The 15,653-nt window shown below is 37.5% G+C and carries 12 protein-coding genes and 1 other annotated feature; of the genes, 11 read left to right on the top strand and 1 reads right to left on the bottom strand.

All coding sequences use genetic code 11. The features are described from left to right. Window positions 1–20 precede the first annotated feature (20 nt). From secDF to BAU27_RS19920, 11 genes are all read left to right on the top strand, one after another. The gene (gene secDF / locus BAU27_RS19970) at window positions 21–2,285 is read left to right on the top strand and encodes a protein translocase subunit SecDF (RefSeq protein WP_071771717.1); all 2,265 of its coding nucleotides are present in this window, start codon (window positions 21–23) and stop codon (window positions 2,283–2,285) included. A 307-nt stretch (window positions 2,286–2,592) separates the two neighbouring features. Further along, on the top strand, window positions 2,593–3,486 hold the full coding sequence (locus BAU27_RS19965; RefSeq protein WP_071747442.1) for a cation diffusion facilitator family transporter: 894 nt from the start codon (window positions 2,593–2,595) through the stop codon (window positions 3,484–3,486). A gap of 101 nt (window positions 3,487–3,587) precedes the next feature. Then, entirely contained in the window at window positions 3,588–5,909 is a 2,322-nt protein-coding gene (recJ, locus tag BAU27_RS19960; protein WP_071771716.1) for a single-stranded-DNA-specific exonuclease RecJ, read from the top strand. Between the two features lie 65 nt (window positions 5,910–5,974). Continuing rightward, a complete protein-coding gene (locus BAU27_RS19955) occupies window positions 5,975–6,487 on the top strand; it encodes an adenine phosphoribosyltransferase (protein ID WP_000346217.1) in 513 nt (170 codons plus the stop codon). Window positions 6,488–6,697: 210 nt separating this feature from the next. After that, window positions 6,698–8,881: a GTP diphosphokinase gene (relA, locus tag BAU27_RS19950; protein WP_071747440.1), complete on the top strand. Its 2,184-nt coding sequence runs from the start codon at window positions 6,698–6,700 to the stop codon at window positions 8,879–8,881. 17 nt (window positions 8,882–8,898) lie between these two features. Beyond that, on the top strand, window positions 8,899–9,339 hold the full coding sequence (locus tag BAU27_RS19945) for a D-tyrosyl-tRNA(Tyr) deacylase (RefSeq protein WP_001266956.1): 441 nt from the start codon (window positions 8,899–8,901) through the stop codon (window positions 9,337–9,339). 212 nt (window positions 9,340–9,551) lie between these two features. Then, window positions 9,552–9,884, top strand: a complete 333-nt coding sequence (locus BAU27_RS19940; RefSeq protein WP_071747439.1) for a YrdB family protein — start codon at window positions 9,552–9,554, stop codon at window positions 9,882–9,884. A gap of 82 nt (window positions 9,885–9,966) precedes the next feature. Next, complete coding sequence (locus BAU27_RS32395) at window positions 9,967–10,143, top strand: hypothetical protein (protein ID WP_048531368.1); 177 nt, start codon at window positions 9,967–9,969, stop codon at window positions 10,141–10,143. A 54-nt stretch (window positions 10,144–10,197) separates the two neighbouring features. Beyond that, window positions 10,198–10,428, top strand: a binding site (T-box leader). A gap of 69 nt (window positions 10,429–10,497) precedes the next feature. After that, the gene (gene hisS / locus BAU27_RS19930) at window positions 10,498–11,769 is read left to right on the top strand and encodes a histidine--tRNA ligase (RefSeq protein WP_000027084.1); all 1,272 of its coding nucleotides are present in this window, start codon (window positions 10,498–10,500) and stop codon (window positions 11,767–11,769) included. 12 nt (window positions 11,770–11,781) lie between these two features. Further along, window positions 11,782–13,557 carry an aspartate--tRNA ligase gene (gene aspS, locus BAU27_RS19925; protein WP_071771715.1) on the top strand — a complete coding sequence of 592 codons (1,776 nt, stop codon included), beginning with the start codon at window positions 11,782–11,784 and terminating at the stop codon, window positions 13,555–13,557. A 211-nt stretch (window positions 13,558–13,768) separates the two neighbouring features. Next, window positions 13,769–14,536, top strand: coding sequence for a tRNA threonylcarbamoyladenosine dehydratase (locus BAU27_RS19920; protein WP_000903182.1), 768 nt, complete (start codon window positions 13,769–13,771; stop codon window positions 14,534–14,536). Window positions 14,537–14,996: 460 nt separating this feature from the next. On the opposite strand, the gene BAU27_RS19910 is transcribed toward BAU27_RS19920, so the two are convergent. Further along, on the bottom strand, window positions 14,997–15,638 hold the full coding sequence (locus BAU27_RS19910; RefSeq protein WP_071771713.1) for an RsfA family transcriptional regulator: 642 nt from the start codon (window positions 15,636–15,638) through the stop codon (window positions 14,997–14,999). Window positions 15,639–15,653: the final 15 nt, after the last annotated feature.

Below are 15,653 nucleotides of genomic sequence, written 5' to 3'. Positions count from 1 at the left end.
GTAGCAGAAAGAGGGTACATATGGCAAAGCGTGGTACAAGAATTGCCGCCTTTTTCCTCATCGTTTTATTAATTGGTGGAGTAATTGGTGCGGCAGGAAAAGACATAGCAAAAGGAATTAGTCTAGGACTAGACCTTCGCGGTGGTTTTGAAATTCTGTATGAAGTAAAACCAGCCAAAAAAGGTGATAAAATCGATCGTGATGCACTTGTCAGTACAGTAGGTGCTCTTGAAAATCGTGTCAATGCACTCGGTGTAAGTGAGCCGAACATTCAAATCGAAGGAGAAGATCGAATTCGCGTACAGCTTGCTGGTGTACAAGATCAGCAAAAAGCACGTGACATGTTATCAACACAAGCAAAATTAACATTCCGTGATGTGAATGACAACCTTCTTATGGACGGAGCGGATTTAAAAGGCGGCGGAGCAAAGCAAACATTTGATGAGCAAGGCCGTGCAAGCGTAGGTCTTACACTAAAAAGCGCTGACAAATTCCGTGAAGTAACTGAAAAAATTTCAAAAATGCCACCACCAACGAATTTAATGGTAATTTGGCTTGATTTTGAAGAAGGAAAAGATTCGTATAAAGCAGAGTCTGCAAAACCGAATCCGAAGTTTTTATCAGCAGCAACAGTAAACCAAGTATTTAACCAAGCTCAAGTATCTATCGTAGGTGGAAACTTTACAGTGGAAAGCGCGAAAGAACTTTCATCTTTATTAAATGCAGGTGCACTTCCTGTTGATTTAAAAGAAATGTATTCAACATCTGTTGGAGCGAAATTTGGGCAACAAGCATTAGAGCAAACGATTTTCGCTAGTGCGATTGGTATTGCTATAATCTTCTTATTTATGCTTGTATTCTACCGTTTACCAGGACTTGTAGCGGTTATTATGTTAGGTTTATACATTTTCGTTACATTGCTTGTCTTTAACTGGATGCATGCGGTTCTTACGTTGCCAGGTATTGCAGCGTTAGTGCTCGGGGTAGGTATCGCAGTTGATGCGAATATTATTACGTACGAGAGACTGAAAGAAGAGCTGAAAATTGGTAAGTCGATGATGTCAGCATTTCGTGCTGGTAACCATCGTTCATTATCAACAATTTTAGATGCGAACATTACAACACTTGCAGCAGCTGGTGTATTATTCGTTTATGGTAATAGCTCTGTAAAAGGATTCGCAACAAGTTTAATTGTTAGTATTTTAGTCGGTTTCATTACGAACGTATTCGGTACGCGTTTCTTACTAGGTTTACTTGTAAAGAGCCGTTACTTCGATAAAAAACCATCTTACTTTGGTGTTAAGGAAAAGGATATTATTCCATTAACAAAAGGTGTAGTACATCCACCGACAAGATTTGATCGTATTAATTTCGTAAATATCGGTCATAAATTCCTTATCTTCTCGATGGTAGTTGTAATTGCAGGTGCAATTATACTACCGATTTTCAAACTGAATCTTGGGATTGACTTTGCAAGTGGTACACGTATCGACTTGCAATCTAAACAAGCACTTACTGTGTCAGATGTTCATAAAGATTTGGAAGAATTGAAAATTGATGTGAAGGAAGAAGATATTGTACCGACTGGGGACGACAATAAAGGTTTCGCCGTTCGTACATTAGGAGTTTTATCAAAAGATGAAATTGCGAAAGCAAAAACATTCTTCCATGATAAATATGGTACAGAGCCAAACGTAAGTACAGTTTCACCAACAATCGGTAAAGAAATCGCACGAAATGCATTTATCGCAGTATTAATTGCTTCGGTAGTTATTATCTTATACGTAAGTATTCGATTCCGATTTACGTATGCATTATCTGCAGTACTTGCATTACTACATGACGCATTCGTTATGGTTGTTATGTTTAGTCTTTTCCAGATAGAAGTAGACTTAACGTTTATCGCTGCGGTATTAACGATTATCGGTTATTCTATTAATGACTCAATTGTTACCTTTGATAGAAACCGTGAATTATACAAACAGAAAAAACGAGTTCGCGATATAAAAGACCTAGAAGAAATCGTAAATGCAAGTATTCGTCAAACGCTTGGACGTTCGATTAACACCGTATTAACAGTGTTATTCCCGGTAATTGCGTTACTTATCTTCGGTAGCGAGTCACTACGTAACTTCTCGTTTGCTTTACTTGTTGGATTAATCGTAGGTACGTATTCTTCTGTTTTCGTTGCCTCTCAAATTTGGTTACTACTTGAAAACCGTCGTTTGAAAAAGGGGAAAAACAAGAAGAAGGTTGAGAAAGTAGAATCTGAACCGCAAGTATAAAAAAGGTGATGTCTCTTTATGAGGCATCTCTTTTTTCGTTTGTGGATACAATAAGGTAGCAACTTTTGAAAGAAGAAAGTGGAAGAAAGTGGTAAGGTTATCGCTGTTTTTGTTAAAATAAAGTGACACTTTAATAAGTGGGGGTTTTGTTCATCCCCACTTATTATTAGCCCTCACTAATCGGGCTTTTACGGGCAGCACGACTCCCACCTAACTCCTCTTATTTGCCGGATTTTGAGGTGGGGGGGCTTACTGCCCACAAATAGCGGGATAAAAAGATAGGTTAAGAAAAGAAGGGATTTTAATTATGGAAAAAGATGAACGTTTTAAACAGGCCGAGTTTGGTGCTATTGTCGGAATCGTTGGTAATATTATATTAGCGATTATAAAAGCGGTAATCGGTTATATTGGAAACAGTAAGGCGCTATTGGCGGATGCTGTGCATTCTGGGTCAGATGTAATTGGTTCGTTAGCTGTACTTTTTGGATTACGAGCAGCGAAGCAGCCGCCTGATGAAGATCATCCGTACGGTCATGGCAAAGCGGAATCGATTTCAGCGATTATTGTTGCGGTATTATTATTTATTGTTGGACTAGAGATAGCGATTTCGTCTATAAAAGCTTTTTCACAAGAACTAGAACCGCCGAAGGGAATTACAATTTTTGCTGTCATTTTTTCTATTGTCGTGAAAGAAGGAATGTTTCAATATAAATTCCGATTAGGGAAAAGGATAAATAGTGATGCAATTATTGCAAATGCATATGAGCACCGTTCGGATGTGTTTTCCTCAATTGCAGCTTTAATCGGCATTTGTGCAGCTATCATCGGTGGTAAATTAGGTTTAGATTGGCTTGTATATGCCGATCCGATTGCAGGATTATTTGTTTCAATTCTTGTTGCGAAAATGGCGTGGAGTATTGGGGCAGAAGCGATTCATGCAACGCTTGATCATGTTCTTCATGAGGAAGATGTTATTCCGCTTAGAGAAGCAGTACTTCAAATAGATGGTGTGAAAAAAATCGGTTCTTTATATGCGAGGGAGCATGGTCATTACGTTATTGTTGATATTAAAGTTTCTGTAGATCCATACATTACTGTAGAAGAAGGGCACCGCATTGGAAAGCATGTGAAAGAAACGCTTATGAAACAAGATAACGTACAAAATGTTTTTGTACATATAAATCCGTATTCACCAAATTAAATAGCATTAATATTTTAGTATATGGATATTGCATCGTAGCTTGCATCATATTGTCACCCCTTAATCTGTCTTGTATAATGGATAGGTTAAGGGGTGATTTCGTGTTACAACCGAAGACGCGTTGGAAAGAAAAAGAATATAGTGAAGAGCGAGTGAGTGAATTAGCAAGTAAATTGCAATTATCACCTCTTGTTGTTTCGTTATTCCTCGGTAGAGGATTAGATACAGAAGATAAGATTTTAGATTTTTTAAATACAGAAAATCAAGAATTTCACGATCCATTTTTATTAGAAGGAATGGATAGAACGGTAGAACGTGTAAATAAGGCGATTCAAAATGGAGAGCAAATATTAATATTTGGTGATTACGATGCGGACGGAGTAAGTAGTACGACTGTCTTATATCTTGTGCTTCAAGAATTAGGTGCAGAGGTAGAATTTTATATTCCAAACCGTTTTATAGAAGGGTATGGACCAAACGAAGAAGCGTTTCGTTGGGCGCATAGCGCTGGGTTCTCGCTAATTATTACCGTAGATACTGGTATTGCAGCGGTACATGAAGCGAAGGTAGCGAAGGACCTTGGAATAGATCTTATTATTACAGATCACCATGAGCCACCGCCAGAATTACCAGAAGCACTTGCAATTATTCATCCGAAATTAGAAGGCGGTGTTTATCCGTTTCACTATTTAGCGGGTGTTGGTGTTGCGTTTAAAGTTGCACATGCACTTTTAGGGCGCGTTCCAGAACATTTATTGGAAATCGCAGTAATCGGTACAGTAGCTGATTTAGTATCGCTACATGGTGAAAACAGATTGTTAGTACAGCGCGGGCTTAAACATATGCGTATGACAAGAAATATTGGTTTGAAAGCTTTATTTAAAGTTGCTAACGTTTCGCAAAGTGAAATTACAGAAGAAAGTATTGGCTTCTCAATTGCACCGCGTATTAATGCGGTGGGACGTTTAGAAGATGCAACACCTGCTGTTCATTTATTATTATCAGACGATCCAGAAGAAGCGAAAGAGCTTGCTGAAGAAATTGATGAGCTGAACAAACTTCGAAAAGATATTGTAAAGCAAATTACAGAAGAAGCTATCGCCGAAGTTGAAAATAATTTTCCGCCTGAAGAAAATAAAGTGTTAGTACTAGCGAAAGAAGGTTGGAATCCAGGTGTAATTGGGATTGTTGCTTCTAAATTAGTTGAACGTTTTTATCGTCCAACGATTGTATTGTGCATTGATCCTATAAAAGAAACGGCAAAGGGTTCAGCGCGTAGTATTGCAGGGTTTGATTTATTTGCTAACTTGTCTGATTGTAGAGAGTTATTGCCACACTTCGGAGGACACCCGATGGCAGCCGGAATGACGCTACATATGAATGATGTAGATGAATTAAGACGTAGGTTAAATGGGCAAGCTGATGTGATTTTAACTGAGGAAGATTTTATTCCAATTACAGCAGTTGATGCTTTTTGTAAGGTGGAGGATGTAACTCTTGCTGCAATTGAGGATATGCAAAAGTTAGCGCCATTTGGTGTTGGAAATCCGAAACCACGTATTGCGGTGAAAGATGCTGAATTAGAAAGTATTCGTGCAATCGGATCAGATGGTTCACATTTGAAAATGGCACTTCGTGACGGACAGGCAACACTGGATACAATTGGATTCGGATTTGGTGCGTATGCAAAAGAAATTTCTCCAGTTGCGAAAGTTTCTGTAATAGGAGAGGCATCCATTAATGAATGGAATAATTTTAAGAAGCCACAATTAATGGTACAAGATATTGCTGTAGAGGCATGGCAATTATTTGATTGGCGTAGTATGCGTAATGTGGAAGCGAATTTAGCAGAACTTCCGAAAGAAAAAATAACAATGGTGTATTTTTCTGAAGAGGTATTGAATAAGTTTTCTTTAGAAGACTATAAAGAACATCTTGTGCATGCATCAGAGGTAACTCATTTAGATGATCAATACATCGTTTTGCTCGATTTGCCAAAAGGAACAGATGAATTGCATGATTTATTTAAAGTAGGATTCCCATCTAGAATCTACACGTTATTTTATCAAGAGAACAATCATCTATTTAGTACAGTCCCAACGAGGGAACATTTTAAATGGTATTATTCTTTCTTAAATCAAAAATCACCATTTTCTTTAAGACAATATGGGGAACAACTATGTCGCCATAAAGGTTGGTCAAAAGATACAGTAAATTTCATGACACAGGTGTTTTTTGAGCTAGAATTTGTTACAATAAAAGACGGTGTCATTTTTATGGCCGAACAAAAACAAAAGCGTGATTTAATTGAATCGAACACATATCGTGAGAAAATGAGCCACTTACAATTAGAAAAAGAATTGGTTTATAGCACATATCAGCAACTATATACATGGTTTGAAACGATTCGTAATCATAAATAAGTAGAACAGTTAGGGTAAAGGATTTGTATCTACAAACCTTTTATATCTGAGGAGGATTCAGAAATATGGATTTCAAGCAACATATCGCAATTGTACCGGATTATCCGAAAGAAGGTATTGTGTTTAAAGACATTACACCTTTAATGAACGACGGTAAAGCATACAAAGCAGCAACAGATGCAATCGTTGAGTATGCAAAAGAAAGAGATATCGATGTTGTAGTAGGACCAGAAGCTCGTGGTTTTATTATCGGTTGCCCAGTTTCTTATGCATTAGAAGTAGGATTTGCGCCAGTTCGTAAATTAGGAAAATTACCACGTGAAGTAATTACAGTTGACTACGGCAAAGAATATGGTACAGATGTTTTAACAATCCATAAAGATGCAATTAAACCAGGTCAACGTGTATTAATTACTGATGATCTATTAGCTACAGGTGGAACAATTGAAGCAACAATTAAGCTAGTTGAAGAACTTGGCGGAGTTGTAGCAGGGATTGCATTCTTAGTAGAGCTTACTTACTTAGATGGTCGTAAAATGTTAGATGGTTACGATGTATTAGTATTAGAAAAATACTAATCACTATATAGGTAAAACTACGGTGATAAAAAGTACCCGTGAATCTCTTGGAGAGGAGCGGGTACTTTTGTATAATTGAACAAAAAAATAAGGTGAAATGTCAGTAAAATCTTTTCCTTTTCACAATTCACAATCATTGGGTTATAATGATAGAATATAATTTATTCTATTTAATAAATACAAAGTCAATTTTCAATAAAAGGTGATTCGATGGCAAATGAGCAAGTACTAACAGCTGAACAGGTACTCGAGAAAGCAAGTCAATATTTAGCGGATGAAGATATTGAGCTAGTGGCACGTGCTTATGAATATGCACGCGATGCACATAGCGAGCAATATAGAAAATCGGGTGAACCATATATTATTCACCCAATTCAAGTTGCAGGTATTTTAGTTGATTTACACATGGATCCAGCTACAGTATCGGCAGGTTTCTTGCATGATGTAGTGGAAGATACAGAGATTACATTAGAAGATATTGAACGAGAATTTAATAAAGAAATCGCTATGCTTGTCGATGGTGTTACAAAGCTCGGAAAGATTAAATATAAATCTCATGAGCAGCAACAAGCAGAGAACCATCGCAAAATGTTTATCGCAATGGCTCAAGATATTCGAGTTATTTTAATTAAACTAGCTGATCGTCTTCATAACATGCGTACATTGAAACATTTGCCTCAAGAGAAGCAGCGTCGCATTGCGAATGAAACGTTAGAAATCTTTGCACCTTTAGCACATAGACTCGGAATTAGTACTATTAAATGGGAGTTAGAGGATACGTCACTTCGCTATTTAAATCCGCAACAATATTATCGTATCGTAAATTTAATGAAGCGTAAACGTGCAGAGCGTGAAGAATATTTAGATGAAGTAATGACTGGCATTCGCGAGAAATTAAAAGAGGTTTCAATTCAACCTGAGATTTCTGGAAGACCAAAACATATTTACAGTATTTATCGTAAAATGGCATTGCAAAATAAACAATTCAATGAAATTTACGATTTACTAGCTGTACGTGTCGTTGTGAATAGTATTAAAGATTGCTATGCGGTGCTTGGAATTATTCATACATGCTGGAAACCAATGCCAGGTCGTTTTAAAGATTATATTGCAATGCCGAAAGCAAATTTATATCAATCTCTTCATACGACTGTAATTGGACCAAAAGGTGATCCGCTAGAAGTACAAATTCGTACGAAAGAAATGCATGAGATTGCAGAATTCGGAATCGCGGCACACTGGGCGTATAAAGAAGGAAAAACAGCAGAAACAACAGGTACATTAGAGAAGAAACTAACTTGGTTCCGTCAAATATTAGAATGGCAAAATGAAGCTTCTAATGCAGAAGAATTTATGGAGTCATTAAAAATTGATTTATTCTCTGACATGGTATTCGTCTTTACACCAAAAGGCGATGTAATGGAATTACCACTTGGCTCTGTTCCAATTGATTTTTCGTATCGTGTCCATTCGGAAATTGGAAACAAGACAATTGGTGCAAAAGTAAATGGAAAAATGGTAACCCTTGATTATAAATTAAAAACGGGTGACATCATTGAAATTTTAACATCGAAACATTCGTATGGCCCAAGCCAAGATTGGGTGAAACTTGCTCAAACATCTCATGCGAAAAATAAAATACGTCAATTCTTTAAGAAGCAGCGTAGAGACGAAAATATTGAAAAAGGCCGTGAACTTGTTGAAAAAGAAGTACGTGGTCTAGAGTATGAGATGAAAGAAGTGTTAGCTCCTGACAATTTAAAACGTGTTGCTGAGAAGTTTAACTTTGCAAATGAAGAAGATATGTTTGCAGCAGTTGGATATAACGGAATTACAGCGGCGCAAATTGTTACGCGACTAACGGACAAGTTCCGTAAACAACGTGAAGAAGAAGACATCGTTGAAGTTAAAGAAGTTCGTAAACCGATGAAAATTCGAAAATGGGATTCTGGTGTAAAGGTAAGCGGTGCTGATAATTTACTAATTCGTTTATCAAAATGCTGTAACCCAGTTCCAGGTGATGATATCGTTGGGTATATTACGAAAGGCCGAGGTGTATCGATTCATCGTCGTGATTGTGTCAATGTGCATACAGAAGAAGCTGTAGAGCGTTTACTAGAAGTAGAGTGGGAAGGTAGCCCTGAAAAAGAAATTGAATACAATGTTGATATTGAAATTTCAGGCTATGATCGCCGTGGTTTATTGAATGAAGTATTGCAAGCTGTTACAGAAACGAAAACGTATATCTCAGCTGTTTCTGGTAGAAGTGATCGTAATAAGATGGCAACGATTAACATGTCGATTTCTATTCGAAACTTACAGCACTTGAAAAAAGTAGTAGAGCGCATTAAACGTGTTCCAGAAATTTATGCAGTACGACGCATGATGCATTAATAGGGAGTGTAGAAAAGATGAGAGTTGTTTTACAACGATCAAAGGAAGCGTCTGTCACAGTAGATGGTGAGATTGTAGGACAAATTCCATTCGGCTTAACATTACTAGTGGGCATTACGCATGAAGATACAGAAAAAGATGCAACTTATATTGCAGAAAAAATTGCAAACCTACGCATTTTTGAAGATGAGAGCGGAAAGATGAACCACTCTGTACTTGATGTAGAAGGACAAGTTCTATCTATTTCGCAATTTACATTATACGGAGATTGCCGTAAAGGAAGACGTCCAAACTTTATGGATGCTGCGAAACCTGACTATGCAGAGCGTTTATATGATTTCTTTAACGAAGAGGTACGTAAACAAGGATTACATGTAGAAACAGGGAAGTTCGGAGCAATGATGGACGTTTCTTTAATCAATGATGGTCCGGTGACCTTAATTGTGGAAAGTAAATAGCATTGTTAAAAAAGAGAGGGTTATATGACCCTCTCTTTTTTATACATTATTGTATGTTTTGTTCATTTATCCTGCTATTTGTGGGCTGCCCGTAAAGGTCCGATTGGTGAAGGCTAATAATCAGTGGGGGATGGACAAAACCCCCATTGATTAAAATTTCACTTTAACATAGGATGATTGTGAAGGGGAATAAAAGAAAAAGAAGGTGTAGCATGCTTCAAGAATTCAATATAGCTTTGCGTTTTATGCTAGAGTTATGTGTTCTTGGGATTGTTGGGTACTGGGGGTTTCGAATAGGAGAAATACCTGTTGTGAAAATTATACTGGCTATTATTCTTCCGATTGTTGTTGCGGTCATATGGGGGTTATTTGGAGCTCCACACGCAGAGTGGGAAGTGCGTGGTATATTGCATGTATTGTTAGAAATTAGCGTTTTTGGAGTAGGGGTTGCAGCGTTATATCATTTAAAGCACCCTTTACTTGCGAGTGGATTGGCTACTGTTATTATTGTTAATCGCATTCTTATGTTTATTTGGAATCAATAGCTGTTTCGGCTATGTATAACTATCTCATCAATATGGAACAATAACAAGTAAAACATCCATATTGAATGTGAGGGATATACGTATGCGTATGAATGAAAAAGGGCATTCTGTTACAAATGGTGCAAATCAGCTGTTTAACGTGAGTTTTCATGATTTTATTTCAAAAGAACAAAACAATACATCCATGGAGCTTGCTTCTGAGTTCGGAATTTCTCTTCAAGATGTAAAGCGTCTAAAGAAGCAGATTGAACGTTCTTAGAGCACTTGACAATCCTACTCAACAAACGTATAGTAATTTTATATTTACATATGAATATAACCGTTGATAGAGAAGAGTAAATGAGACACACATGGAAAGAGAAGAAATGTCTTAGGCTGAAAACATTTCTGCATGATGACTGATTGAATGACACTCTAGAGGTTTCAACTTGAACGGCATATATGCTTAGTAGAGATGAACGCATATTTAAGCGTTATTAAAAAAGTGGAAGCATACGTGCTTCAATTAGGGTGGCACCACGGGTATAATACTCTCGTCCCTACTGTTCAAACAGTAGAGGCGGGAGTTTTTTTATTTTTATTAAGATTAAAACAATTTGAGGAGGAACTGAATATGTCTATTCAAATCCCACGCGGAACGCAAGATATTCTTCCAGGCACTGTTGAGTTATGGCAGTATATCGAAGGGCAAGCACGCGAAATTTGCCGTCGTTACAATTATAAAGAAATTCGCACACCAATTTTTGAACACACTGAGCTATTTTTACGCGGTGTTGGTGATACGACAGATATCGTACAAAAAGAAATGTACTCATTCCAAGATCGTGGAGAGCGCAGTTTAACATTACGTCCAGAAGGTACTGCACCTGTTGTACGTTCTTACGTTGAAAATAAAATGTTCGGTGATGCAACACAACCAACGAAATTATACTATATCGGTCAAATGTTCCGTTACGAAAGACCACAAGCAGGTCGCTATCGTCAATTCGTACAATTCGGTATTGAAGCAATTGGTAGTAATGACCCTGCAATTGATGCAGAAGTAATTGCACTTGCTGTAGAGTTTTACCGCGGCATGGGCTTAAAAAATATTAAAGTTGTATTAAACAGCTTAGGTGATGCAGCAAGCCGTCAAGCACACCGTGATGCGTTAATCGCACACTTTGAGCCACGTATCGGCGAATTCTGCTCTGACTGTCAATCTCGCTTAGAAAAGAACCCACTTCGAATTTTAGACTGTAAGAAGGACCGTAACCATGAATTAATGGGAACAGCACCATCTATTACAGAATACTTAAACGAAGATTCAGCAGTATACTACGACAAAGTTCAAGAACTATTAACGATGATGGATGTTCCATTTGAAAAAGATCCGAACTTAGTGCGTGGTTTAGACTACTATCAACACACTGTTTTTGAAATTATGAGTGAGGCAGAAGGTTTCGGTGCGATCACTACATTAAGCGGTGGTGGCCGTTATAACGGACTTGTACAAGAAATCGGTGGACCAGAAATGCCAGGTATCGGTTTTGCAATGAGTATTGAACGTTTAATTATGGCGCTAAAAGCTGAAAACATTGAATTACCACTTGAACATAGCATTGATTGTTACGTTGTAGCGCTTGGTGAAAAAGCGAAAGACCATGCTGCAAAAGTTGCGTTCGATCTTCGTAAAGCTGGATTGTCAGTTGAAAAAGATTATTTAGATCGCAAAATGAAAGCACAATTTAAATCAGCAGATCGTCTAAAGGCGAAATTTGTAGCTGTATTAGGAGAAGATGAGCTAGATAAAGGCATCATTAACTTAAAAGATATGGCAACAGGTGAACAAGAAGAAGTAGCGTTAGATGTATTCGCTTCATACGTAGCAGAGAAATTAATATAGGGGGAACTTACAGTGGCTGAAAGAACACATGCATGTGGAAAAGTAACGGTAGAAGCTGTTGGACAAACAGTTCAATTAAAAGGTTGGGTACAAAAACGTCGTGACTTAGGTGGATTAATCTTTATTGACTTACGTGACCGTACAGGTATCGTACAAGTTGTATTTAACCCAGAAACGTCAAAAGAAGCGCTAGAAGTAGCAGAAACAATTCGTAGCGAATACGTATTACACGTAGAAGGTACAGTTGTTGAACGTGGTGCAGGTGCAATTAATGACAATATGGCAACTGGTCGTATTGAAGTACAAGCAACGAAAGTAAACGTATTAAATGCAGCGAAAACAACGCCAATTATTATTTCTGATGACACAGATGCATCAGAAGATGTGCGTTTAAAATATCGTTACTTAGACTTACGTCGTCCTGTAATGTTCAACACATTTAAAATGCGTCACGACGTAACAAAAACAATTCGTAACTTCTTAGATACAGAAGAATTTTTAGAAGTTGAAACACCAATTTTAACGAAGAGCACACCAGAAGGAGCTCGTGACTATTTAGTACCAAGTCGTGTGCATGATGGTGAATTTTATGCATTACCGCAGTCTCCGCAGTTATTTAAACAGCTTCTTATGGTCGGCGGATTTGAGCGTTACTATCAAGTAGCACGTTGTTTCCGTGACGAAGATTTACGTGCGGATCGTCAACCAGAATTTACACAAATCGATATCGAGGCATCATTCTTAACACAAGATGAAATTTTAGAAATGATGGAGCGTATGATGACGAAAGTCATGAAAGATGCGAAAGGTGTAGAAGTTAGTGCACCATTCCCTCGTATGAAATATGCTGATGCAATGGCTCGCTACGGTTCTGATAAGCCAGATACACGCTTTGAAATGGAACTAACAGACCTATCTGAATTTGCAGCAGGTTGTGGTTTCAAAGTATTTACAAGTGCTGTAGAAAACGGCGGACAAGTAAAAGCAATTAATGCAAAAGGTGCTGCGAGCAAATACTCTCGTAAAGACATCGATGCATTAACTGAATTTGTAAAAGTATATGGTGCAAAAGGTCTAGCTTGGTTGAAAGTTGAAGAAGACGGTCTAAAAGGACCAATTGCAAAATTCTTCGGTGAAGAAGATGCAAACGTGTTAATGAGTACATTAGAAGCTAATGCCGGCGACTTATTACTATTCGTAGCAGATAAGAAGAGTGTTGTTGCAGATAGCTTAGGTGCACTTCGTTTACGTCTAGGTAAAGAACTTGAGTTAATTGACGAAAGTAAATTTAACTTCCTATGGGTAACTGATTGGCCACTTCTTGAGTACGATGAAGATGCAGATCGTTACTTCGCAGCTCACCACCCATTCACAATGCCATTCCGTGAAGATGTTGAGCTATTAGAAACAGCACCAGAAAAAGCACGCGCACAAGCATATGACCTTGTATTAAACGGTTATGAGCTTGGTGGTGGATCACTTCGTATTTACGAGCGTGACGTACAAGAAAAAATGTTCAAGGCACTTGGATTCTCACAAGAAGAAGCACAAGAGCAATTCGGATTCTTATTAGAAGCATTCGAATACGGTACACCACCACACGGCGGAATCGCATTAGGTTTAGACCGTCTTGTTATGTTACTTGCAGGTCGTACGAACCTTCGTGATACAATTGCATTCCCGAAAACAGCAAGCGCAAGCTGCTTATTAACAGAAGCTCCAAGCCCAGTTGCAGAAGCACAGCTTGAAGAACTGAACTTGAAGTTGAACGTGAAAGAAGAGAAGTAAGAGAAGTAAAAATAGGGTCTAGATGGTTATATTAATACCATCTAGACTTTTTTAATGGATGATTGAGAGAAGAAGTGAAAGCACAGTTTACACTATGTTTTCCTTCTTGAAATATGTATTTTTAGGAATTCTATAACTTTTTCTATACAAATAGTCGGAAAAACGCTAGAATACATGGTAGACCATTTTTGTAATAGGAGTGTAGAGCTGAATGTTACATCAATTTTCACGTAATGAATTAGCCTTTGGAAAAGAAGGCCTTGAAATATTAAAAAATAGTACAGTCGGTATTTTAGGAATTGGCGGCGTAGGGTCATTTTCGGCAGAAGCGTTAGCACGTTCTGGCGTAGGACGTCTTGTATTAGTTGATAAAGATGTTGTAGATATTACAAACGTAAACCGTCAAATTCACGCGTTAGTATCTACTGTAGGGCGTTCAAAAGTAGAATTAATGAAAGAGCGTATTGCAGACATCAATCCAGAGTGTGAAGTAATTGGATTAGAGATGTTTTATACAGATGAAACATATGAAGAGTTCTTCAAACACGGCTTGGATTTCGTAGTGGATGCATCGGATACGATTACGTTTAAAATTCATTTAATTAAACAATGTTTACGTCGTAAAATTAAAATTATCTCATGTATGGGTGCTGCAAATAAAATGGACCCAACTCGTTTCCGTATTGCGGACATTTCTAAAACACATACAGATCCAATTGCGAAAGTAATTCGTACGAAGCTTCGTAAAGAGGGTATTAAAAAAGGTGTAAAAGTTGTCTTCTCTGACGAAAACCCAATCGTAATTCGTGAAGAGGTACGTAAAGAAATCGTACCAGACGAAAATGCAAAAATTCGTAAAGCGAAATTACCGCCTTCTTCAAATGCATTCGTACCATCTGTGGCAGGCTTAATTATGGCAAGTCACGTTGTACGTGAGCGTATTAAAAACGTAGAAGTGAAGCGTGTAGGGCAAGAATAAAAGGAAAGCATATATTCATTTCGGATATATGCTTTTTTATGTTTTAAAGAATTGTTGATATTTGCAATACTAATAATTCAAATGTAAGTAATCCTAATAAAGAATAATCGTATTTGTCTGATTTGTAGGCAGAGGTCTTTTTTAAACTATGAATTGTAAAAAGACCTAACGCTAGGACTAGAACACCGAGTGTTATTTTGAATACTATTAATGAAATAGCAACCATCTCCCTTCAAGTGTATATATTGACAATAACATTTAAGTGAAAAATATCCAATTTTTTACTTAAATGTTATTGTCAATCTTTGTCGTTAAATCGATATTCCTTGTCGAATCGTTGATATATTTTAAGTTGTGATAGATATATTCGAAAAACCGTTAATATAATTTCATTTACTGTTGAATTGTGAATCAAAAAAAACAGGGATGTCACTTAGTCAAAAAGTGACATCCCTGTTTTTTAATTCTCTGCGGAATATATAATATCTAAGTTTCCGTTTTGATCAGTCTTGAAGATTGGAGCAATCTGTTCCTCTTGCTCTTCAACTGAAACAAGTTTTCGAGCACGGTCCATAATTCTAACAAGCATTGCGTAATCTTCTTCGATTGCTTGTTGTTTTTTTGTGAGTACCGCTAATTTTGCTTCAAGTTCATTATTCGTTTTTTGTAGGGAAGTGAGCTGATCTTGTAATACACCATTTTCAGTTTGCAACTTTGCGATTGAAGGGTTACTATGTTCCATGTTTTGCAAAAATGAGATGACATTTTGCATTGTAAGTTCCTGTTTACTTGGCGTAATATCTTCTGAAAACTCAGCGTCGATTACGAGCTGCCGAGTTTGTGTAAACTGCTCTTTTTCTATTTTAGCTTCAGAACGTTTTAATTCTTTACGTTGTTTTTTTGCAATCTGCACCGCATCTTCGTAATTCGGTCTGACTTCAGCGTTCCATCTAAATCCACAAGCTGCGGAAGTACGGTTTAATGTATCGCCAACTTCATCGAACGCTTTTATTTGTGTACTTCCGCTGCGAATATGTCGTAAAACAGTTTCTGCTAAAAGGAGATCGTCTTCTCTTGTCCATGCATCTTGACGTGTTTTCATAAGCGAAGCCTCCGT

This window comes from Bacillus sp. NH11B (genome assembly GCF_001884205.1).
Taxonomy (GTDB): Bacteria; Bacillota; Bacilli; order Bacillales; family Bacillaceae_G; genus Bacillus_A; species Bacillus_A proteolyticus.
This window is presented reverse-complemented; position numbering and strand designations above follow the sequence as displayed.

Bases quoted from the DNA above. Each gene is read 5' to 3' on its own strand.
- secDF (WP_071771717.1), top strand. From the start codon at position 21: ATGGCAAAGCGTGGTACAAGAATTGCCGCCTTTTTCCTCATCGTTTTA.
- BAU27_RS19965 (WP_071747442.1), top strand. From the start codon at position 2,593: ATGGAAAAAGATGAACGTTTTAAACAGGCCGAGTTTGGTGCTATTGTC.
- BAU27_RS19955 (WP_000346217.1), top strand. From the start codon at position 5,975: ATGGATTTCAAGCAACATATCGCAATTGTACCGGATTATCCGAAAGAA.
- relA (WP_071747440.1), top strand. From the start codon at position 6,698: ATGGCAAATGAGCAAGTACTAACAGCTGAACAGGTACTCGAGAAAGCA.
- BAU27_RS19945 (WP_001266956.1), top strand. From the start codon at position 8,899: ATGAGAGTTGTTTTACAACGATCAAAGGAAGCGTCTGTCACAGTAGAT.
- BAU27_RS19940 (WP_071747439.1), top strand. From the start codon at position 9,552: ATGCTTCAAGAATTCAATATAGCTTTGCGTTTTATGCTAGAGTTATGT.
- BAU27_RS32395 (WP_048531368.1), top strand. From the start codon at position 9,967: ATGCGTATGAATGAAAAAGGGCATTCTGTTACAAATGGTGCAAATCAG.
- hisS (WP_000027084.1), top strand. From the start codon at position 10,498: ATGTCTATTCAAATCCCACGCGGAACGCAAGATATTCTTCCAGGCACT.
- BAU27_RS19920 (WP_000903182.1), top strand. From the start codon at position 13,769: ATGTTACATCAATTTTCACGTAATGAATTAGCCTTTGGAAAAGAAGGC.
- BAU27_RS19910 (WP_071771713.1), bottom strand. From the start codon at position 15,638: ATGAAAACACGTCAAGATGCATGGACAAGAGAAGACGATCTCCTTTTA.